The organism is Janthinobacterium sp. SUN176 (assembly GCF_030587335.1).
GTDB lineage: Bacteria > Pseudomonadota > Gammaproteobacteria > Burkholderiales > Burkholderiaceae_D > Janthinobacterium > Janthinobacterium kumbetense.
The window spans coordinates 3,598,803-3,619,038 of the sequence record NZ_JAPWIA010000001.1; the positions used below are offsets into that span (position 1 = coordinate 3,598,803).

The following is a 20,236-nucleotide window of genomic DNA, read 5'->3' on the forward strand; positions in this document are numbered from 1 at the left end:
ATGCTCACTGTGCTCAAGCACAGCTGCGCTTCTCGGCCACAAATCACTGCCGCTCGCTACGGTTCTGTCAGGCGTTCTTGATTTCATGATTTTCTCTTATTTCTGTCGTTACAGAAATGTAAGACGGAACGGAAACCGAGTCAAGTGCGATTCGTCAGGACTTTGCGGGCGGCTGGCCCATGGCGCGCAGGAATTGCTGCTGCGACGCGTGCAGTTGGCCGTAACCGAGTTCGCGGTACACGAGACCGTGGCGCGGCGCCAGTTCGGCCAGGATGCGCGCCAGCGCCGGGTAGTGGCGGTGGTTCCAGGTGGGGAACAAGTGGTGCGTCAGGTGCAGATTCAAGCCGCCGAGCCAGTAACCGAGCCAGCGCAGGCGGCGCGGCTGCGGCGTCCAGTCGCAAGCCGTGTAAAACGTGTGCTGGTACCAGTCGTGCGGCAGCGTACCGTCCGCGCCCGGCTGGAAAAACTCGACTTCGGCCCAGTGCGTGCCCAGGATCAGCGCCACCAGCGCGCACGAGGCGATCATCTGGCCCACGAAATACGCACCCAGCACCACGCCCCAGCCGATGCCGTGCTGCTGCAGCACCCACATGGGCAGCGCCAGCACCAGCGCCACGTGGCCCAGCTTCCAGCCCAGGAAGGACAGCCAGCCGCGCCATCCCTGCAGCCGGCTGTGCGCCGCCACGGGCGTCTTGCCGAAGCGGTCCAGCCAGTCGCCATACCAGTTCAAATAGGGCAGCGACAGGGCCGCCACCACTGGCCAGTACAGGTATTGATAGCGGTACTGCGGCGACCAGCGTTGGAACGGCGTCTGGCGCAAAAACGGATTCGGTTCCGTGTCGAGGTCATAGCCCTCCACGTTGGCATACGTGTGATGGAAATGCACGTGGCGGATGGTCCAGAAATCCGTATCCACGCCCACGGGCAAGCCCACCAGGCGGATCAGCACGCGGTTCCAGGCTCCCTGGCGGAAGATGGCGCTATGGGCCGCATCGTGCAGGGTATTCATGGCCAAGGTCATGGCCGCAACCAGGCAAGCCACGTAGCTGGCGACAAACGGCCAGGTGCTTTCGGCGCGCAGCGCCAGCGCATACAGCCCCACCGTCAGCGCGGCGAGGAACACGGTTTTCGCATGCAGGCGCGCGTCGCCGAAGCGGTGTTTTCCTTCGTCCGCCAGGTAGGCGTCGGCGCGCGCGCGCAATTCGCGGCGGAAGGCGGAATCGCGTGCGGGCTGGAAGCGCAGCGGCGGCAGCGAAGGTACAGGCTGCGTCACGCGCGCGTCCCCGCCGCTGCCGGCCACCACAGGCGGCGCGCGCCGTCGAGGCCATGCGCCAGCAGCGCGGCCAGGAAAACCATGCCCCACGCATCGCGCGCGCCATACCAGCCCAGATACAGGGCCGGCATGGCCAGCGCGATGGCGACCCAGGCGATGGCGCCCCAGCGGCGCGCATCCGACAAGCCGCCCAGCGCCAGGGTGCCGCCGAAGATCAGCGCGAACAGGATGGCTTGCTGCGCGCCCGCCAGCAGCGCTTCATGGTTGACGTAATAGATCACCAGGCCAAACAGGATCACGCCGCCGGTGCCGATGAACAGCTCGGGCACGTGGAAAGTGCCGCGCGACTGCCAGTGGGGGAAACGCGCGCGCAGCCACTTGAACAGTTTGCCATTGCTGGCCAACAGCGGGTTGTGCGTGGGTGTCATGCCCTTCACGCCATAACGCATTTCCACGCCCTCGAGTTCGGGCTGAAAGCTGCCGAACAGTTTGTCCCAGATCAACAGCGTGCCGCCGAAATTGCGGTTGATGTAGCGTTTATCGGTGCCGTGGTGCACGCGGTGGTGCGACGGCGTGACCATGAAGCTATCGAGGATGCCGGACTTGTTCACCAGCGCATTGTGGTTGTAGAACTGCACCGTGTAATGCAGGGACGAGACGACGAGGAAGATTTCCAGCGGCACGCCCAGCACGGCCAGGATGGCGATGAAGGGGAAATTCGTCAGCGACGAATACCAGGAATTGCGCACGCCCAGCGACAGGTTGAAATGCTCGCCCTGGTGGTGCACCACGTGCACGGCCCACAGCAGGGGGATTTTGTGGTGCAGCCGGTGCATCCAGTAAAAGCACAAATCCCAGGCAAAAAACGCGAAGACCCATTGCGCCGCCACGGGCCACTGGTCGACGAGGTGCAGGTTCGCATGGCGCAGCAGCAGGGCGAACGCCGCCACCTCCACCCCGCGGAACACCCACATCAGGATATGGCCGGAATTGAGGTTGAAGATCACGTCCTTCCACGGCACGGGCGTCTTGCGCACCCATTTGAGGATCAGCAGTTCGGCCAGCACGAAGGCCAGCATGATCAAAAACGACAGGGCAAAGGGATTCATCATGATGCGGTTTTTATGGAAACGGCGCGGCGGGCAGCCAAGGATACCTGCATTTTCGCCAGGATGCCGCCAGCGATGCCAACGGCCAGGCCGGCGGCCAGGTCGATGCTCACGTGCCGGCGCAGGGCGATGATGGCATAGCAGATGGCCACGCCCAGCACCACGGCCAGCGCGGAACGCAGCAGGTGGCGCCTGCCGCACAAGGCCCACACGCACAGCAATGTCAGGGCGCCGTGCAGCGACGGCAGGCAGTTTTGCGTGGAATCCGCCGCCTGCAGCAGGCGCAGCGCCTGCGTGCTCCAGGCGCTGCCCTCGCCCACGGGCGGATACGCGAGGGTGGTCGGGTACAGCAGGAAGACCACGCCGCAGGCCAGCGCGGAAAGCGCCATGGCGCGCGCCAGCCAGCGCACCCGCGCCGCATCGGCCGCCAGGTAGGCGTAGGGAATAAGGATGAAGAAGGACAGGTACAGCCAGATGGCGGCATCCGTGTAGGGGATGGCGCGGTCGATGGCCGTTTCAGGCAAGAGCGCCCCCTGCCCTTGCAGCAGGTCGCTGGAAAAATACACGAGGCCGACGCTGCCCCAGCCGGCCAGCAGGTGCAGCAGGCGGCCGCGTACGGTCATGGAAGAAGGATTCATGCGGTCGCGAGGCGCCGGATGCGGCGCCGTTTCATGGTGGGGTCAAAGGGAGGCAGTTCGCCGCTCACCGTCCAGGCCAGGCCGTCGACGGCCACGCCCAAGCCGCGCAGCACCGCTGCCAGGTGCGCCCGCAGGGCGGACAGGCCGGCAGCATCCAGAGCCGCGTGCAGCTGCAAGGAGGCGTCGCCCGACTGCACCAGGCGGTAATCGGCGTGCGGCGGCAAGGCTTGCGCAAACGCGCGCGTCAATACGTCGGCAAACACGGCGACGGGGGCGCCGCCGTTCGCCGATGGCAAGGATGGCAAGAACAGCATGTCGTCGCAGCGCCCTTCGATGCCGTCGATGGCGCGCGTGGCGCGGCCGCACGGGCATGGCGTGGCGCGCGCGAGCAGGATGTCGTCGAGGCGGTAGCGCACGATGGGCTGCGTGATGCGCGTGAAGTCCGTAATCACGGGCACGAAGCGCCTCTGTTCAGCGTCCAGCCACTGCGGCTCGATGTGCACGTACTCTTCGTTCAAGTGCAGCACGCCATGCTCGCAGCTGCTGGCGAGGAAACCCTCGGTGGCCTGGTAGATTTCATGCACGGCGCCAAACGCCTGCACGATCAGCGCGCGGTCCTGCGCTTCCAGCACTTCGGCCACCGAGATGACTTTTTTCGGCGCCAGCGCCAGGCTGCCATCGATGACGCGCAAGGCCAGCTGGCGCAGCACCTGGGCCGGCGCGACGATGACGGAAGGTTGATATTGCGCAAGCCGCGCGCACAGGCTGTCGAACGGTTCGAACAAATCGTAGAAGGCAAAGGTCAGCCACGGCGAGCGCACGGCCGTGTACAGATTGCTGTTCGCGCGCAGGAACAGCGCCACCCGCTCGCCGGAAAACAGGCCGTCGGGCAGCGCCTTGGCCAGCATCACGCCCGCCCATTGCGCCTTTTCGCGGGGGCTGACGGTAAACACGGCGCGCCGCGACGAGGTGCCCGACGACAGGCCCACCGTGATGTCGCCCACGGCGGGGGTAAAATCGCGGCTCTGTTCGGCCGCCATGGCCGCGCCCATCGCCTGCGCCAACGTGATGCCTTGCGTGTTCATGGCGTCGAAATGCTCAAGCATCAGCGCCTTGTTCATCGTCGGCCACTGCGCCAGGGGCAGATCGCGGAACGGCGCAAAGTAGGTGCTGCGCGCGCACAGCACCTCGGTGAAGCGCGCCAGTTGCTTGTTCTGGTAGGCGCCCAGCTGCGCGCGGCTTGTGAACCGCAGGCGGCGCGTGCGCCAGTACGACAATAACAGCCAGAAAAGACGCTTCACGGGCGGCCCGCCACAGGAACATAGTCCGCCGTGTCTTCATGCGTGATGCGGATGTGCGCATTGCCCGACTGGTGCAGCTGGTGCAGACGGTTCAAGGTGGCGTAATACGGCGCGCGCTTGTGCTGGATGAGGAACGACAGTTCGGACGGTCCGCGCAGCTGCTGGAAGCTTTCCGGCACCCAGGCCGCGTCCGACGCCAGCAAGGTCCAGCCACTATCCTGCAGCACGAAGGCGCCCAGGTGGCCGATGGCGTGGCCGGGCAAGTCGACGATGTAGATTTCGCCCGTGCCGCTGACGTCGCGCCCGTGCGTGAATGGCAGCAAGGCCGCCGGCAAGGCCGTCTCGGGCACGCTTTCCACGAAATCCAGGCGGTCGGCGATGTCATTCGGCAGCAGCTCGGGCACGAAGGCCTGGCGCACGGCGGCCACGCCGGACAAGCGACGCACGGCGTCCCAGCCCGTTTGGGAGGCCATCAGCCGCGCGCCGGGAAAGTCGCGCAGGCCCGCGATATGGTCGGCGTGGAAGTGCGACAGCAGCAAGGCGTGGATATCGCCGGGCGCCACGCCATGCGCGCGCAACTGCCCCTGCAAAGACTCACTCTCATCGAAGGAAATCGGCGTCACCCATGCATACATGCGGTACACGCCCTTCGACGTGGCGGCGCGGAAGTGCTCGGCGTAGCCCGTGTCCCACAGGTACAGGCCCGCGCGCGTTTCGATCAGGTAGGCGCGCGAGGGGAAGCAGCGGCTGGCCAGCCCGCTGCCTTTCAAGACCATGCACGAAGGATGGGTGCAGTGGCCGACGCGAAACGCGGTGATGCTAGCCATTGCGCTCCTTGCCCACCTTGTGCGCCGCCGCTTCCTGGCGCATCCACTGCGCCGTCAGGGCGATGCCTTCCTGCAGGCTGACGATGGGACGGTAGCCGAGCACCTTGCGCGCCTTGGCATTATCGAGCGTCATGTCGAAACTGAGCGCGCCGATGCTGTAGGGCGTCAACGACGGTTCGCGGCGGGTAAAGCGCGAGGCGAACTGCATCAGGCGCGCGACCAGCGCCAGCACGCGGTAAGGCACGCTGACGATCTCGAACGGCTGCTGCAGATGATCGCAGAACAGGGTGCGCAAGATGTCGCACAGGCGCGCCGGTTCGCCATTCGTGATGTTGAAGGCGGCGCCGGAAGCGATGGTCTTGTGCACGGTGGCCAGCCACATCGCGTGCACGACATTGTCGACATAGGTGATGTCGATGGTGGCCGCGCCGCCGTTGGGCAGGGGCAGCTTGCCGCCGCGCTCCTGCAGCACCCGCGCCAGGCGCGGGATCAGGACCTGGTCGTGCGGGCCGAAGATGGCGCGCGGGCGCAGGATCACGCACGTCATGCCGCGGTGGCGGTCGACGCAATCCTGCACCAGCTTTTCCGCCATCGCCTTGCTGCGCGCATACGCGTTGACGAAGGCATCGGGGCGGAAGGTTTCCGGCACGTCGAGGTGGTTGCGGTAGTCGAAATAGATGGCCGGGGTGGAGATGTGCACGAAGCGCGCCACGTGCAGGCTGGCGGCCGCGCGCAGCAATTGGCCCGTGGCCGTGACGTTGGCGGCGACGAAGTCGCGTTCCGGCCCCCACGGCGACGACAGCGCGGCGCAGTGCCAGACGGTGTCCATGCCGCGCACCAGTTCATCGACCTGGCGTGGCGATGCCTGTGCCAGGTCGAGCGCGACGAATTGCGCGCCCATGCGTTCCAGTTCGCGGCCGACGGCGGCGTTGCGGCCCGTGGCGCGCACTTCCACGCCCTGCGCCAGCAGGGTGCGCACGGCATTGCGCCCCAAGCCGCCCGTCGCTCCCGTGACCAGTATCCGCCTCATCACACCACCTTCACAGGTCAAGAATCATGCCGCCGATGGTCAGGCCTGCGGCCGTGCCCATCATCAGCAAACGCTGGCCTGCCACGGCCCGCCCCGTCATCACCGCCTCGTGCAGGGCGGTGGGCAAGGACGCGGCCACCTGGTTGCCATGCGTTTCAAAGATCTTGATGATTTTAGCATCGGGAACGTCGAGGATGCGCGCCGCATGCGCGAGTCCCAATGGACTGGCCTGGTGCGGCACGACCACGTCGACTTTTTCCAGTCCCGCACCCGATTCCTGCATTAGTTCCGCCAGGAAATCCGGCATCACCTTGACGGCCAGGCGGAACACGGCCTTGCCATCCATGCGGAACAGGTAGTCGCCCGGCTCGCAGCCATTGCGCGGGTTGCGCTCGGTGCCGCCGCCGCGGATTTCGCAGTAGCGCCGCCCTTCCGGATACGTACCCATCTTGTAGGCGCGGATGCCGGCGCTGCCATCGCCGCGCTCGACGATGACGGCGGCGGCGCCGTCGCCAAAGATCATCGACGCTTCCGGCTCGCTCCAGTCGACGCCGCGCGAGGCGAGGTCGGACGAAACGATGGCGATGCGCCGGTAGGCGCTGCCCGCCAGCATGGACGCGGCCACGCGGAAGGCGGCCATAAAGCTGAGGCAGCTGGCGTTGACGTCGAAGCTTTGCGTGCCTGGCGGCAATCCCGCATGTTCGGCCACGAAGCAAGCCGTATTCGGCAACGCTTGCTCGGGCACGCCGTTGGCGCAGATCAACAAGTCGATGTCGGCCGGACGCAGGCTGGCATTCTTCAGCGCGTCGAGCAGGGCGGCGGCGCCCAGCTGGCTTTGCGATTCATCGGGCGCGGCGACAAAGCGCGACAGCACGCCGCTCTTGCGCAGGGTATAGCCAGCCGGATGGCCCAAAGTCAGGTCCAGGCTGGCGGAAGTCACACTCTGCGACGGCACGGCCTTGCCCGTCGCGATCAGGCGAACTGGAATCATGTTGGCCTTAACAAAATAAAATAAATACGGTTGATGAAGGGTCTATGCGCTAATCGCGTGCCAATGGCGGCAATGCAACGCCGCAGTTCTTGCAGAAACTGGCATCGTCATCGAGCCCTTCCTTCAGGCACGTGGGGCAAGTACGCGTGGTGACCAGCTTGGAACTGCGCTGTACCGTCATTTCCGCGCTGATAATGCCGGTAGGCACTGCCAGGATGCCCCAGCCGAGCAACATCATCAGGGAAGCGATGGTGCGCCCGATGTCGGTCCTCGGCGTGATATCGCCGAAACCCACGGTGGTCATGGTGCTGATGGCCCAGTAAATCGACGTGGGGATGCTGCTGTAACCGTTCTCCGGTCCTTCCACCACGTACATCACAGTACCCAACAGAAAGACCACCATCATGACAAAAGACAAGAAAATGAGGATTTTGCGCCGGCTGGCCAGCAAGGCCCGCCCTAGCACCGTGTATTCATGCACATACGACGTGAGCTTGAGGATACGGAACATGCGCAGCAGGCGCAAAATGCGCACGTCAATCAGCACGTGCGCGCCCGGCAGCAGCAAGCCGATGTAGGTGGGCACGATGGCCAGCAAATCGATAATGCCGAAAAAACTCTTGGCATAGCGCACCGGATGCTGCAGGCAAGACAGGCGGGCGAAATATTCGATGGTAAACAAAATGGTGAAAAACCATTCCAGCGCCGTCAGCCAGGTGCCATAGCGCTCGGCCACGGAGGCGACACTGCTGAGCACGACCACCGTCACGCTGATCAGGATGGCAGCGATCAGCAGCAAATCGAAGGCGCGGCCAGTGCGCGTTTCCGCCTCGAAAATGACGGTGTACACCTGCTCGCGCCAGCCCCGCTCGGGCTTGCCATATTTCTGCTGCGTTTCCTGCGCCGCCAGTTGCTGCGGCGTCAAGGGCGCCGCTCCGCTCTTCGTCGCGGCTTTCATGTGGGTAATGTGCTCATATACTATTATTGTATAGATAATTGACAAAGCACGGCGACACGCACGGTTGCGCTACAGGTTTCACTACAGCAACACTACGACAGCTTTTTCGCCAGCAGCACGGCATTGCGCCGGTCGCGCTCAGCTTGCACGATGTCCGCCGTGCGCGCTTCCGAGAGGCCCACCGTGTGCAGCACGGTGGCGGTCAGCTGCAGCGCCGATTCCAGCGCCTCGGGCACGACCAGGGTAGCGCCCGCCTGTATCAGGGCCACGGCATGCGCCTCGTCGCGCGCCCGCGCATACACGGGCAGCTGCGGATATTCGCGGCGGATCGATTTCACGGCATGCAGCACGGACGCCGCATGGTCCATCGTCAGCACCACGGCGGCAGCCCGGTCCGCATTGACCTTTTGCAACAATTCCGCGCGCGACGCATCGCCGAAATACACGGGGAAGCCGCGCGGATGCAGGGTCGTCACCAGTCGCGCATCATTTTCAATCGCCACATACGCGATATCCTGCTCCGTCAGCACCTTGGCCAGCAACTGCCCCACCCGGCCAAACCCGGCGATGATGACGGTGCTGCCTTGGGGCGGCGGCGCGCCGTGCGCCAGGTCGGCCAGCTGATGGTGGTGGCGCTGCTCCCACCAGTTGCCGAAAGCGCGCGCCGCCTTGGCCAGCGCCGGCGTGGCAAACAGGCTCAGACCCACCACCAGCATGACGAACTGCGCCACCTGCGGGCCGATCAGCTTGGTACCCAGCGCATACGCGACGACGATGAAGGCGAATTCGCCGCCCTGCCCCAGCAGCACGCCCGTTTCCACGGCGCGCCCCCAATGAAAGCCGCCGATGCGGAAAATCACGCTGATGACGAGGGTTTTCAGCGCAAACAGGCTCAGCACAGCCAACGGGATCAACACCGGCGACTTGAGGATTTCGCGCACGTCGATCTGCATGCCCACCGACATGAAGAACAAGCCCATCAGCAAGCCCTTGAAGGGCTCGATCGTCACTTCCACTTCGTGGCGAAATTCCGTTTCCGCCAGCAGCAGGCCGGCCAGCAAGGCGCCCAGCGCCATCGACAGGCCCGCCAGGTAGGTCAAGCCCGCGATGCCCAGGGTGCTGAGCAGGGTCAAGGCCATGAACACGTCGGGCTGGCGTTTCTTGACGAAAAACTGGAACAGCGGACGAATCACGCGGCGCCCCAGCAGATAGATCAGCAGGATGGCGCCGGCCGATTTCACGGCCGCAAAGCTGAGCAGATACGCGAGATCGTCGCTGCGCCCGCTGGCGAACACGTCGATCAGGATGAACAGCGGCACCACCATCAAATCCTGGAACATCAAAATGGAAAAACCCGCCTGGCCGGCCGGCGTCTGCAGCGAGCGCTGGTCCGTCAGCAGCTGCATCACCACGGCCGTCGACGACAGCGACAGCACCAGGCCCAGCACGATGGACGCTTCCAGCGACAGGCCAAAGTAATACGCGACGCCGCCGATCAGGCAGGCGCTGACGGCCACCTGCCCCACGCCCGCGCCAAATACCCAGCGCCGCAGCGCCCACAGCCGTTCCGTCGACAGTTCCAGGCCGATCATGAACATCAAAAACATCACGCCCAGCTCGGCCAGGCCGCTGACCTGCTCGGCACGCACGAACGAGAAATACGTCAGCCACGTGAAGTCGCCCGCCCACAGGCCGAAGCCGAACGGGCCGAACAGGGCGCCGACGGCCAGGAAACCGAGGACCTGGTTGACCTTCAGGCGTTGCAATAACGGAATAAAAATCCCGGCCAGGGCGAGAAACAGCAGGGTTTCCCGCAAATACGGTAAGGCGTGTTGCTCTTCCAAAATAATCCTAACTAAATATCATTCATGCTGAATTGGTCGTGTCGCATGCTCGGCCATGGCGAAGTAAGTGCACACACGATATTTTGCCACAAGGCAACAAATTCGCTACGGACGTACCGCTTGCGGCGGCGCCAGCATGTCCGCGCGGGGGCGGCCCCAGCCCGGCACGTAGGCGGGACACGGCCGGTTGCGGAACTGCTGCAGTTCGACGGTCGTGAAATTGGGCAGCATGCCGGGGTTGAAGCGCACATCCGTCAGCTTGTCCGCATTCAACCTGGGCATGCGGGCAAAGCGGAACCAGGCGTCCACATAGCAATTGTCTTCCTGCAGCGCGCGCAAGGCGGCCAGGCTGCCCTCCGCCTTGGCCGACACGGCGATGCCGGGCGCCAGCTGCTGGCCTTGCCTACCCGTTTCCACCAGGCCGGCCGGACAGGCGGCGGGCGCCAGCGCATCCGGCAGCAGGCTCAGGGTGCCGCGCCGCAAGGTGTACACGTCCGTCTTGCTGTCGAGCGAGACATAGATCCAGCACAGCGGATTGCTGGGAAACGCCGTCATCGCCACGTCCCACACGCGCGTGCCGGGATCGAGGCGCTGCACGGCCGCCTCGATGCGCGCACGGCCGAGGGCCGACGCCACGCCCTGCGTGCCGATAAACGTGGCGGCCAGTGCGAAGGCCAGCAGCAGCGGTCCGCGCCCCCGCTCGCCGGCCCGTCCCTGCAGCACGGCCAGGATCACGCCCAGCCCCAGCAGGATGACCAGCGAAGCGGGCGCCAGATAGGTTTTATAGGTGAAGAAACACAAGGCCGCCGTCAACCCCGCCAGCAGCACGCTTTTGACGATGCCGTAGTGCAAGGACATGATCACGGGCACGCCCAGCAGCACCCAGAACATGGGCTCGACAATGAAGACCATGTCGCCATACAGCCAGCGGCTGTCAAACGGATAGAACGGGTGCAAGCCATAGGAATTGAGGAAATCCATGCCCATGTGCAAGCAAAAGCCCAGCAGCAGACAAGCGGCCAGGCCGATGCGGGCGGGCACGCTGCTTTTCAGCAGCCGGCGCGCGCCGGGCCACAGCAGCCACAGCAAGGCCAGCAACAGCAGCGCCTGCGGCAAGGCCAGCAGCAAGGTGTGCGTGTGGCCGCGGTGGTGCAGCATGTAGCCGAACGGGCGCGGCAACAGCCTGGTCAGCACCAGGTCGAGGTCGGGCGCGTTGCTGGCAAACCATGCCGAAAATAAAAACAGCGCGCGCCGGGTGCGCTGTGCGGGGGCCTGCGGCTCGGGCGGCAGGCTGCGGTGTACCAGTTCGCCGACCCCGAGGCCGATGACCGAATGCGTAATATTATCCATAGGGCAATTTTACAGGATGCCCGCCCTGGCGTGCTCTTGCACGACTGCCTGCGCGACAAAGCTACAGCTTCTCCAGCTCCGGGCCACGCATGCCCACCAGCAAGGCGCGGCCGTCGGGCAGCACGCGGAACTCGCCATAGCGGGCCTTTTCCCAGCGCGCCGCATCGCCTTCCTTGAAGAACCAGGCATCGCTGACGAGCACCCAGTTCCCATCCTTCGGCGTCAATTCGAGCAGGAATTCGCCGGGCGCCAGCGCCTCTTGGGTGTACGGGCGCAGCAATTCCGCCACGCCGCGCGCATCGCGCATCGCCACCACAAGGGGCCGGCCAGGCGCCCGGTCCACGCTGGCCAGGGTGGACAGGACGCCCAGGTTGACGAAATTGAGGCGCATGTAGTCGCCCTGCATCAGCGAGCGGGGATCGACGGGTTCCAGCGCCACGAAGATCGCTTGTCCTTTGGCAATCAGCTGCTCTTTTTGCCAGATGCCGCCATTGGCGACCAGCAACACCAGCAGCAAGCCCCCCAGCACGCCCAGGCGCGCGGCGCGGTGCTCAAGAACCACGCCCGCCGGCTTGCTTTCCACCAGGTGCAGCACGGCGCCCCGCGTGGCCAGCCACGACAGGGCGCACAGCAGCGCGCCGGCCATGGCCAGCAACGCCGCCTTGCTGGCCAGCGGCCAGGCCAGCTGATAATAAAAGCTGCCGAGTATCCACGCCGCCGCCAGCGCGGCCGCCACGGCCACGCGCGAACGCCCGCTCGTCAAACAATACGCGAGGATCAGCAGCACGGGCCCCAGCGCCGGCATGAACCACGCCAGCACGATCAGCACCAGCGCCACACCGATGGCGGGCAACTGGCGCAGCGCCGGCCAGCGCCATCCCGCCCAAGCGGCGGCCGCCGTGGCCAGCACGAGCGACACCCCATTCAACACTTGCGCATACCAGGCAACGGCCTGGTGCCGGGTCGCTTCGCGCGCCACGTCGCCGACAATACCGCCGCCCAGCGCGCCGCCCAGCATGAAGGTCATGCCGGACCAGAAAACCAGCCCCAGCAAGATTGCCAGGACCCACCCCGTCGACAGCGATTCCAGGAAGGCGGCGATGGACGCGCCGCGGCCATCGTTGAACGCCTGCTTTTGCAGCCAGTGGGCGCCCAGCCAGAATGCCAGGGCCAGCATCCAGGCGCTGTACAGCTGCGTGGGGTCGTTCTCGAAAATCCAGTCGCGCGTGCTATCGATGATGCCCAGCCCCAGCAAGCCGCAGGCGACCAGTCCCAGCAGCACGCGCAGCCAGTCGCGCGGCAGGGCGGCGGCCGTCAGCAGGCACGCCAGGCACATCAGCAGCGACGCCGTCTGCGTGGCATAGTCGCGGAACAGGGCATAGCCGAGCAGGCTGCCGCCCACCAGCAGGCATGGCACGGCCAGTTGCTCGACAAACAATGCCACGCCGCGCGTGCGGATCAGCAGCACGGCCACCACCAGCACGATGGCGGCCACGACATACGCGCCGGGGCCGTGGCGCACGACGCTTTCCAGTCCCGCGCCCAGCGCCAGGACCAGGGGGATGGCGGCCAGCCAGGCGCCAAGGGCCGTCATCAGTACCAGCGGCCACGGCCGTACATCCTGCACGGGACGGGCGGCGCCGGACGGCAACAGGCCGGCGCGCGTGGCGTCGTCGATCAGGGTGGCGAGCGCATCGGCTCGCTGACTATTGATATGGCTCATGCCGCCTCCCGGCGCGTGCGCCACAAAATGCCTTGCACGGTGAGCGCCAGCAGCACGGCCGCGAACAAGCCCAGCATCACCAGCCTGCCGATGCCATCGCCATTGCCGCCGCCATGGAACAGCACGTGCCCCAGCCCCCACACCAGCAAGGTGTTCAGGCCCAGCGCGACGGCGCTCAGGCCGAACACGTCAAAGAACTGGCGCGTGGCCAGCAGGACGCCGGCGACGGCCAGCAAGCCGAGACCGGCCCAGTACGGCGATTCGATCTCGCTGCCGAACAGGGCGCTGACGGCCGTGCCCGTGATGAGGAAGGTGGCCAGCACCAGACCCAGACGCAAGGCCCAGCTGCCCGCCCCCGTCCAGCGCGCCAGCAGGGGCGAGACGAACGCACAGCCAGCCAGCACGGCCAGCCAGCCGCCGATGAAAATGGGCAGATCGGCCGAATCGACGCGCCAGCTGTTGTGCGCATGCGCCTGCATCCACAGGGTGGCGGCCGTCGACAGTATCAGCATCCACGGCGTCCACAGCACGTCGCTGCGCGCCACCAGACACAGGGGCAAGGCCAGCGCGGCCCACAGGGCGAACAGCTGCCACGGATCGGCGCCCGTCTGGTACGTCTGGCCGAAATACGCGAACAGGCCGCCGATGGCCAGCAAGGCCAGCAGCAACAAGGGCACGCGCGCTTTCGGCACGGCAAACGCGCCCACGCAGGCGGCCGCCAGCACGCCTTGCAGCAGGGCAAAGCGGCCCATGCGGCCCAGGTCTTCCCAGTTAGCGGCCACCCAGCAAATCAAACCCATGCCCAGCAACACGGCGCCCAGCACGGCCACGCCACGCGGCAGCCAGTAGGCCAGGCGCGCCGGTTCGCGCTGGAAGCCGGCCACTTCCTGCAACTGCCGGGTTTGTTGGGCATCGAGCGCATAGTCCGAGGCGAGTTGGTACACGGCGAGGCGTAAATCCATCGTCTGCTTTCAGGTTGATTGGTCGTAAGAAAGCGTCAGCGCTCGACGCTGACGCCGCGCCAGAAGGCGACGTGGCCGGCAATTTGCTTGGCGGCATCCTTGGGCTGGGGGTAATACCAGGCCGCGTTGGCATTGACCGCGCCATCGACGACGAGGTCGTAATAGCTGGCCGTGCCCTTCCATGGGCAGATGCTCGTGTGGCTGCTGGGACGCAGGTATTCCTGCGTCACGGTAGCTAAAGGAAAATATACATTGTTTTCAACGACTTGCACCTGCGCATCGGTGGCTTGCGCGATGACGGCGCCATTCCAGCTGGCTGTTGGCATTTGACTATCCTCCTTCTGCGCCGAGTGTAGCGCAAAAAGTCCGCCATGGCGCGCGCCATTGGCGCCCCGCTCAAGCGCCGGCGATGATCTGGCGCAAGGCTTGTTCGAACACTTCGGGAGGTTGGCCGCCGGAAATCAGGTGACGCTCGTTGATGATGACGGCGGGCACCGAATTGATGCCGTTCTGCTGGTAGAACTGTTCCTGCGCGCGCACCTCGTCCGCATACGCGCCGGAGGCCAGCACCTCGGCCGCTTTCACGCCATCGAGCCCCACCTTGCCGGCCACGGCCAGCAGCACCGCGTGCGAGGACGGATCCTGTCCCTGCGTGAAATACGCATCGAACAGCGCCATTTTCAATGCCTTCTGGCGCCCTTCCAGTCCGGCCCAGTGCAGCAGACGGTGCGCGTCAAACGTGTTGTAGATGCGGCCGCGCTTGTCCATGGCAAAGGTAAAGCCCAGCTGTTCGCCGCGCGCGCGAATGGCTTCGCGCGATTGCGCCATCTGTTCCGGGGTGGAGCCGTATTTGCGGGCGATGTGTTCGCCGACATCCTCGCCTTCGGGCGGCATGTTGGCGTTCAGCTCGAAGGGCTGGAAGTGGATATCGGCCTGGACGGTGTCTTGCAGCGTGTCCAGCGCCTGCTCCAGCGATTTCAGGCCGACCACGCACCAGGGGCAGGAAACGTCGGAAACGAAATCGATACGGATGGGGGTAGGTGTGGCGGGAGTGGAACTCATGGTGGGCAGCCTTTGCGCGAGTCGGTGGCGGCCGCACCGCGCGGCGCCGCAAGCACAGCATATGCGTGCGGCCCGCGGGAAATCAAGCGCTTACTTTTTCTTGGCGGGCGCCTTGGCCCCATCCTTCTTGCCGCCGATCTTGCTTTCCTTGCCAGAAAGCAAGTTCGCGATGTTCTGGCTGTGGCGGTAAGCGAGCAGCACGCTCATGACGATGACGGCCAGCAAGATGGGATCGACACCGAACAGCAAGCCATAGTAGAACGGCGCGAACAGGGCCGCCACCAGGGCTGCCAGCGAGGAATAGCGGAAGGCATAGGCGATGATCAGCCAGGTGGCCAGGGTCGCCAGGCCCAGCCAGGGATTGATGCCCAGCAACACGCCGAGGGCCGTGGCCACGCCCTTGCCGCCGACGAAGCGGAAGAACACGGGCCACAGATGGCCGAGGAAGACGGCGATGGCCACCAGGGCCACGGCCGTGTCGCCCACGCCCAGCGCCGTGGCAAAATGGTCGGCCAGGAACACGGCCAGCCAGCCCTTGGCGCCATCGCCCAGCAGGGTCATGATGGCGGCGCCCTTGTTGCCGCTACGCAGCACGTTGGTGGCGCCCGGATTTTTCGAGCCATAGGTGCGCGGATCGGCAATGCCGTAGACCTTGCTCATCACCACGGCAAACGATATCGAGCCGAGCAAGTAAGCGGCCACTGTCATTGCCACGGTTGTGATTACTGGATTCATTTCTTCCCTTTATTGTGTTTATTGCACCAGCATCGAGGCTGGCGCAGCAGAATATACACCAGCGCCCCGTCCAGGGACAGGGCGGAGCCCCGCTTTCTTGCTCTCTTAATCCTGCAAGGCGCACTGCACCGGTTTGGCTTGCAACAAATCAACGAGCACCTGCGGCGCCAGCGAGACGAGGAAACCGCGCCGCCCGCCATTGATATAGATGCGCTCGAGCGCGAGGATCGATTGCTCCACGTACACGGGCATGGCCTTCTTCGTGCCGAAGGGCGAGGTGCCGCCGATCATGTAGCCGGAATGGCGCTGCGCCACTTCGGGCTTGCACGGCTCGACGGACTTGCAGCCGATGCCACGCGCCAGATTCTTGGTCGACACCTTGCAATCGCCATGCATGAGCACGATCATCGGCTTGGCCGCCTCGTCCTGCATCACCAGGGTCTTGATCACCGCATGTTCGGGCACGTTCAATTCGCGCGCCGAGACGCTGGTGCCGCCGTGCTCCTCGTAGGGATACGGATGTTCTTCGAAGGAAACTTGATGCTTGCGCAGCAACTGCGTCGCCTGGGTTTCGGAAATATGCTCTTTTTTAGCCATGCGTGATACGCTGATCGTTCAGTGAGGAGTGCTAATTATGCAGGAAGAAATCCGCTTTGCCACATTCAATGTCTGCAACCTTGCCCCCGCCGGGGCGAAATTGTATGACAACCTGGAACCGTTGAGCCCGGCGCAATACGAAGCCAAGGCGGAATGGACGGCGCGGCAAATCGACCTGCTCGACGCCGACGTGATCGGTTTCCAGGAAATTTTCTCGCAAGCGGCCCTGCGCGACGTGCTGTCGCGCACGCGCCATTACCGCGCAGCCACCCTGGCCGGCTACGATGCCATCGATGCCGCCGGACGCATGCTGCCCACTGTGGCGCTCGTGTCGCGCTTGCCGCTGGCTGGTGCAGGTGTTGCCTGGGCGAATTTTCCCGCCGGCGTGAGCGTGCCTGCCGACGACGATGCTGGCCGCTTCGCCCGAGCGCCGCTGCATGTCCAGGTCATCTTGCCTGGTGGACAACTCACGGATGTGGTCGTGGTGCATTTGAAATCGCGCCGCCCCGACTACCGCCATGGCGACGGCAACGATGCCACCGCCTACGCGCTGGCCAACCTGCGCTCGCTGCAGCGGCGCGGCGCAGAAGCCGTGGCCCTGCGCGTGCTGGCAAGCGAACTGGGCCACAGCGGCCGTCCCCGCATCGTGCTGGGCGACTTCAACGACATCGCCAATGCCGTCACCACGGCCATCGTCATGGGGGCGGGCGCGCCGTGCGAAGCGGGTGCCGAGATGCGCGAACGCCTGTACGACGCCAACGCCATCCAGCAGCGCCAGGACGCCCTGCGCCACGTGGGCTACACGAATATCCACGACAGCGCCTACATGACGATCGACCACATCCTCGTGTCCGAACATTTCCACCCCGCCTCGCCGCGCGCCATCGGCGTGCTGCAGGAAGTAACCTATCTCAACGACCATCTGCTGCTGGGCTTGCGGCACGCCTCCGACCATGGCCAGGTGCTGGCACGCATCAAGCTGCTGGGAAATATTGACTAAATAAGCTGCTAATTAAGCAACTTCGCCAGCGCGCTGCCCTCCACTTGCGCGCTGGCATAGCGCCCCTGGTATTGCTGGCAGCCCTGCCCCCGCAGATACGCCAGCTGCTGCGCCGTTTCCACGCCTTCGGCGATCACCGTCAATTGCAGCTCGCGCGCCATGGCGATGATTGTGGCGGCCACGGCCGTGTCGGACTCGGTTGCCGCGCCGTCCGCGGCAGCGGGCAGGAACGAGGGGTCGATCTTGAGCTTATCCACCGGGTAATGGCGCAGATTGGCCAGGCGCGAATAGCCGGTGCCGAAGTCGTCGATGGCCAGCCTGGCGCCCAGCGCGCGCAGTTGCGCCAGCACGCCGGCCAGGCGCGCACCTCCCTTCATCAGCAAGGACTCCGTCACTTCCAGTTCCAGGCAGCCGGCAGGCAAGCCCGACACGGCCAGCGCCTCTTGTACGCTGAGCAACAAGTTATTGTGCAGACATTGCGCCGGCGACAGATTCACGGCCACGCGCCAGGCATGGCCCGCGTCGTGCCAGGCACGCGCGCGCAGGCAGGCGTGGCGCAGCACCCAGTTGCCGATCGACACCATCAAGCCGCACTCCTCGGCCACGGCGATGAAGCGCTCGGGCGGCAGCACGCCCAGTTGCGGGTGGCGCCAGCGCAACAGCGCTTCGGCGCCGACGATCTGCCCGCTGGCGACATCGAGCGCAGGCTGGAATTCCAGCACGAATTCCTCGCGACCCAGCGCCTCGCGCAAGCCTTGCTCCAGGCTGGCCCGCTCGACGATTTGCGCATTCATCTCGGCATTGAAAAACTGGAAATTGTTGCGCCCGCTTTCCTTGGCGTGGTACATGGCGATGTCGGCGTTATGCACGAGGCTATCGATGCTGTCGCCATCGCTGGGAAAGATGGCCACGCCGATCGAGGTGGACACATGCAATTCGTATTCGCCCAGCTGATAGGGCTGCGTGACGGCATGCAGCAGGCTGGACGCCACGTGGGCCACCTGGTCGATGCCGCCCACCTCGGCCAGGATAATGACGAACTCGTCGCCGCCATGCCGGCTGACGGTATCGACGCCGCGCACGCAGCGCACCAGGCGCCGCGCCACTTCCTTGAGCAGCAAGTCGCCCACGTGGTGGCCCATGCTGTCGTTGATGTGCTTGAAATGGTCGAGGTCCAGGTACAAAATGGCCAGCATGCTCAGCTTGCGCCGCGCGGCCGCCAGCGCCAGCGACAGCCGGTCCAGCAACAGCACCCGGTTCGGCAAGTCGGTGAGGAAATCGTGCTCGGCCAGGTGGCGCGTGTGTTCCTCGTTTTTCTTGCGCTCGCTGATATCGCTGAGGATGGCCAGGTAATTGCTCAATTGCCCCTGCGAATCGCGGATGGCCGTCAGCGACAGCCAGGCCGGGTAGCGCCCGCCCGCCTTGCGCTGGCCAACGATGTCGCCTTGCCAATATCCGTTGTCCCCGACTTCGTCCCACACGTGATCGAAAAACGCTGGCGCGTCCGGCTCCGCGCCGTGCAGGACGAAGGGCTTGCCCAGCATGTCGTCCAGGCTGTAGCCGCTGATCTCGCTGTACGCGGGATTCATGCTGACCACGCGCTGCTGCGGATCGAGCACGACGATGGCTTCGCGCGCATGCTCGACCACCTGCGCCGACAGGTACAGGGCCCGCTCGGCAAGTTTGCGCGAGGAAATATCCCGGATCACGGCGTAAAACAGATAGGTGTGGTCGAGCGTGACGGAAGTGAGCAGCACTTCGCCCCAGAACAGCTCGCCCGCGCACGTCTGGTAGCGCCAGTCGTAGCGGCAATTGCCGTCCGCGTGGGCCTGCGCCGCCAGTTGCGTGCCGCGCAACGCTGACAATTCGCCATCGGGCTGGCGCAAGGGCGAAAAATCGCTGAGGCGGCGCCCCAGCAGCCGTGGCCGGTCCTCGCATTGAAACAGGACGATGGCGGCGGGATTGGCGTCGGCGATATGCTCGTCACGCAGCAGCAGGATGGCATCGGCGGATTTCTCGTACAACTGGCGGAAATTGTCGCCCATCAGCAACAAGGCGCCCTGCGCGGCGCCATCCTGGCCGCTGGCCGTGATGTCGACGTCGATGCAGACCACTTGCCGCACTCGCCCGGACTGGATGACAGGAAACACGGTGGAACAGATGCAGCGCGGCGCGGCCCCATCGGCGCCGAGCTTCCACAGGCGCGTGCTGCGCGCCTTGCCGCTGTCCCACACGGCCGCCAGTTCGCCGGCAACCTCCTCGGCCAGGGTGGCATCCGGCAGCGAGGCGGCCACCCTGGCCCACGGCTGGCCCAGCGCCAGCTCGGCCGTGACGCCATACAGGCGCGCCGCACCCAAGCTCCAGTAGCGCACGATGCCATCGCGGTCGATGCCGCGCACGGCCAGGCCCGGTGCCTGCTCGACGGCGGCGACGATGATGGCCAGCAGATCGAGCGCCTTGCCGGCCGCTCCCGCCTGCGGTTCGGCAGCGGCCAGCAAACGGCCCGGCGACGGGGCGGCTCCGGCAATCCGTTCAGACATCAGCCCCCCGTGGCGCGGCCGCACGGCAACCGGCGGGCGAATGGCCTGTCCGGTGGCGCAACCATCCCACCCATTCTTGCGCGCCGGCGAATCGGCTTCTTGAGGATGCGCAAGCATCGTGACGTGCAAGGCGTCGATGCCGGCAGTGTCTTTGGTCGCCGTTTTTTGCATTCCAGCCCCGATTTTGTGCAATCTGTCGCACGGCGATGGCGGCCGGGCTGGATTCTTCCTAAAGTGGCAACATGCGCATCGCCGTGAACGGCTGCAGCGGCAGGCGTGTTGTCTGCGGCCGCCAC

18 protein-coding genes are annotated in these 20,236 nt (G+C 65.3%); 1 reads left to right on the plus strand and 17 read right to left on the minus strand.

Going from position 1 to position 20,236, the window contains the following annotated elements:
* Positions 1 to 154: 154 nt before the first annotated feature.
* From O3299_RS16255 to ybaK, 16 genes are all read right to left on the minus strand, one after another.
* Entirely contained in the window at positions 155 to 1,273 is a 1,119-nt protein-coding gene (locus O3299_RS16255; RefSeq protein ID WP_305062718.1) for an acyl-CoA desaturase, read from the minus strand.
* The gene (locus tag O3299_RS16260) at positions 1,270 to 2,385 is read right to left on the minus strand and encodes a sterol desaturase family protein (RefSeq protein ID WP_305055874.1); all 1,116 of its coding nucleotides are present in this window, start codon (positions 2,383 to 2,385) and stop codon (positions 1,270 to 1,272) included. Before O3299_RS16260 ends, O3299_RS16255 begins: the two co-directional genes overlap by 4 nt.
* On the minus strand, positions 2,382 to 3,020 hold the full coding sequence (locus O3299_RS16265) for a phosphatase PAP2 family protein (protein ID WP_305062719.1): 639 nt from the start codon (positions 3,018 to 3,020) through the stop codon (positions 2,382 to 2,384). The genes O3299_RS16260 and O3299_RS16265 overlap by 4 nt, the downstream gene beginning before the upstream one ends.
* The gene (locus tag O3299_RS16270; RefSeq protein ID WP_305062720.1) at positions 3,017 to 4,321 is read right to left on the minus strand and encodes a F390 synthetase-related protein; all 1,305 of its coding nucleotides are present in this window, start codon (positions 4,319 to 4,321) and stop codon (positions 3,017 to 3,019) included. Before O3299_RS16270 ends, O3299_RS16265 begins: the two co-directional genes overlap by 4 nt.
* The gene (locus O3299_RS16275) at positions 4,318 to 5,148 is read right to left on the minus strand and encodes an MBL fold metallo-hydrolase (RefSeq protein WP_305062721.1); all 831 of its coding nucleotides are present in this window, start codon (positions 5,146 to 5,148) and stop codon (positions 4,318 to 4,320) included. Before O3299_RS16275 ends, O3299_RS16270 begins: the two co-directional genes overlap by 4 nt.
* Positions 5,141 to 6,178 carry an NAD(P)-dependent oxidoreductase gene (locus tag O3299_RS16280; RefSeq protein WP_305062722.1) on the minus strand — a complete coding sequence of 346 codons (1,038 nt, stop codon included), beginning with the start codon at positions 6,176 to 6,178 and terminating at the stop codon, positions 5,141 to 5,143. Before O3299_RS16280 ends, O3299_RS16275 begins: the two co-directional genes overlap by 8 nt.
* A gap of 10 nt (positions 6,179 to 6,188) precedes the next feature.
* Positions 6,189 to 7,169: a 3-oxoacyl-[acyl-carrier-protein] synthase III C-terminal domain-containing protein gene (locus tag O3299_RS16285; protein WP_099666625.1), complete on the minus strand. Its 981-nt coding sequence runs from the start codon at positions 7,167 to 7,169 to the stop codon at positions 6,189 to 6,191.
* A gap of 49 nt (positions 7,170 to 7,218) precedes the next feature.
* Entirely contained in the window at positions 7,219 to 8,127 is a 909-nt protein-coding gene (locus O3299_RS16290; RefSeq protein ID WP_099666624.1) for an ion transporter, read from the minus strand.
* 92 nt (positions 8,128 to 8,219) lie between these two features.
* Positions 8,220 to 9,971: a cation:proton antiporter gene (locus tag O3299_RS16295; RefSeq protein ID WP_099666623.1), complete on the minus strand. Its 1,752-nt coding sequence runs from the start codon at positions 9,969 to 9,971 to the stop codon at positions 8,220 to 8,222.
* Positions 9,972 to 10,076: 105 nt separating this feature from the next.
* A complete protein-coding gene (locus O3299_RS16300) occupies positions 10,077 to 11,321 on the minus strand; it encodes a metal-dependent hydrolase (RefSeq protein WP_305062723.1) in 1,245 nt (414 codons plus the stop codon).
* 61 nt (positions 11,322 to 11,382) lie between these two features.
* On the minus strand, positions 11,383 to 13,044 hold the full coding sequence (locus O3299_RS16305) for a GDYXXLXY domain-containing protein (RefSeq protein WP_305062724.1): 1,662 nt from the start codon (positions 13,042 to 13,044) through the stop codon (positions 11,383 to 11,385).
* The gene (locus tag O3299_RS16310) at positions 13,041 to 14,006 is read right to left on the minus strand and encodes a DUF2157 domain-containing protein (RefSeq protein WP_289911400.1); all 966 of its coding nucleotides are present in this window, start codon (positions 14,004 to 14,006) and stop codon (positions 13,041 to 13,043) included. Before O3299_RS16310 ends, O3299_RS16305 begins: the two co-directional genes overlap by 4 nt.
* 35 nt (positions 14,007 to 14,041) lie before the next feature.
* A complete protein-coding gene (locus O3299_RS16315) occupies positions 14,042 to 14,332 on the minus strand; it encodes a DUF427 domain-containing protein (protein WP_099666619.1) in 291 nt (96 codons plus the stop codon).
* A 70-nt stretch (positions 14,333 to 14,402) separates the two neighbouring features.
* Positions 14,403 to 15,068 carry a DsbA family oxidoreductase gene (locus tag O3299_RS16320; RefSeq protein ID WP_099666618.1) on the minus strand — a complete coding sequence of 222 codons (666 nt, stop codon included), beginning with the start codon at positions 15,066 to 15,068 and terminating at the stop codon, positions 14,403 to 14,405.
* Between the two features lie 90 nt (positions 15,069 to 15,158).
* Complete coding sequence (gene plsY / locus O3299_RS16325; protein WP_257218863.1) at positions 15,159 to 15,803, minus strand: glycerol-3-phosphate 1-O-acyltransferase PlsY; 645 nt, start codon at positions 15,801 to 15,803, stop codon at positions 15,159 to 15,161.
* Between the two features lie 105 nt (positions 15,804 to 15,908).
* Positions 15,909 to 16,400 (minus strand): Cys-tRNA(Pro) deacylase, encoded by a 492-nt coding sequence (ybaK, locus tag O3299_RS16330; RefSeq protein WP_251351753.1) that lies wholly within the window; start codon positions 16,398 to 16,400, stop codon positions 15,909 to 15,911.
* 37 nt (positions 16,401 to 16,437) lie between these two features.
* Here ybaK and O3299_RS16335 point away from each other — a divergent pair, with 37 nt between their 5' ends.
* Positions 16,438 to 17,400: an endonuclease/exonuclease/phosphatase family protein gene (locus O3299_RS16335; RefSeq protein ID WP_305058675.1), complete on the plus strand. Its 963-nt coding sequence runs from the start codon at positions 16,438 to 16,440 to the stop codon at positions 17,398 to 17,400.
* Positions 17,401 to 17,408: 8 nt separating this feature from the next.
* Here O3299_RS16335 and O3299_RS16340 read toward each other — a convergent pair whose 3' ends face one another.
* Positions 17,409 to 19,940: an EAL domain-containing protein gene (locus tag O3299_RS16340; protein WP_305062725.1), complete on the minus strand. Its 2,532-nt coding sequence runs from the start codon at positions 19,938 to 19,940 to the stop codon at positions 17,409 to 17,411.
* Positions 19,941 to 20,236 lie beyond the last annotated feature (296 nt).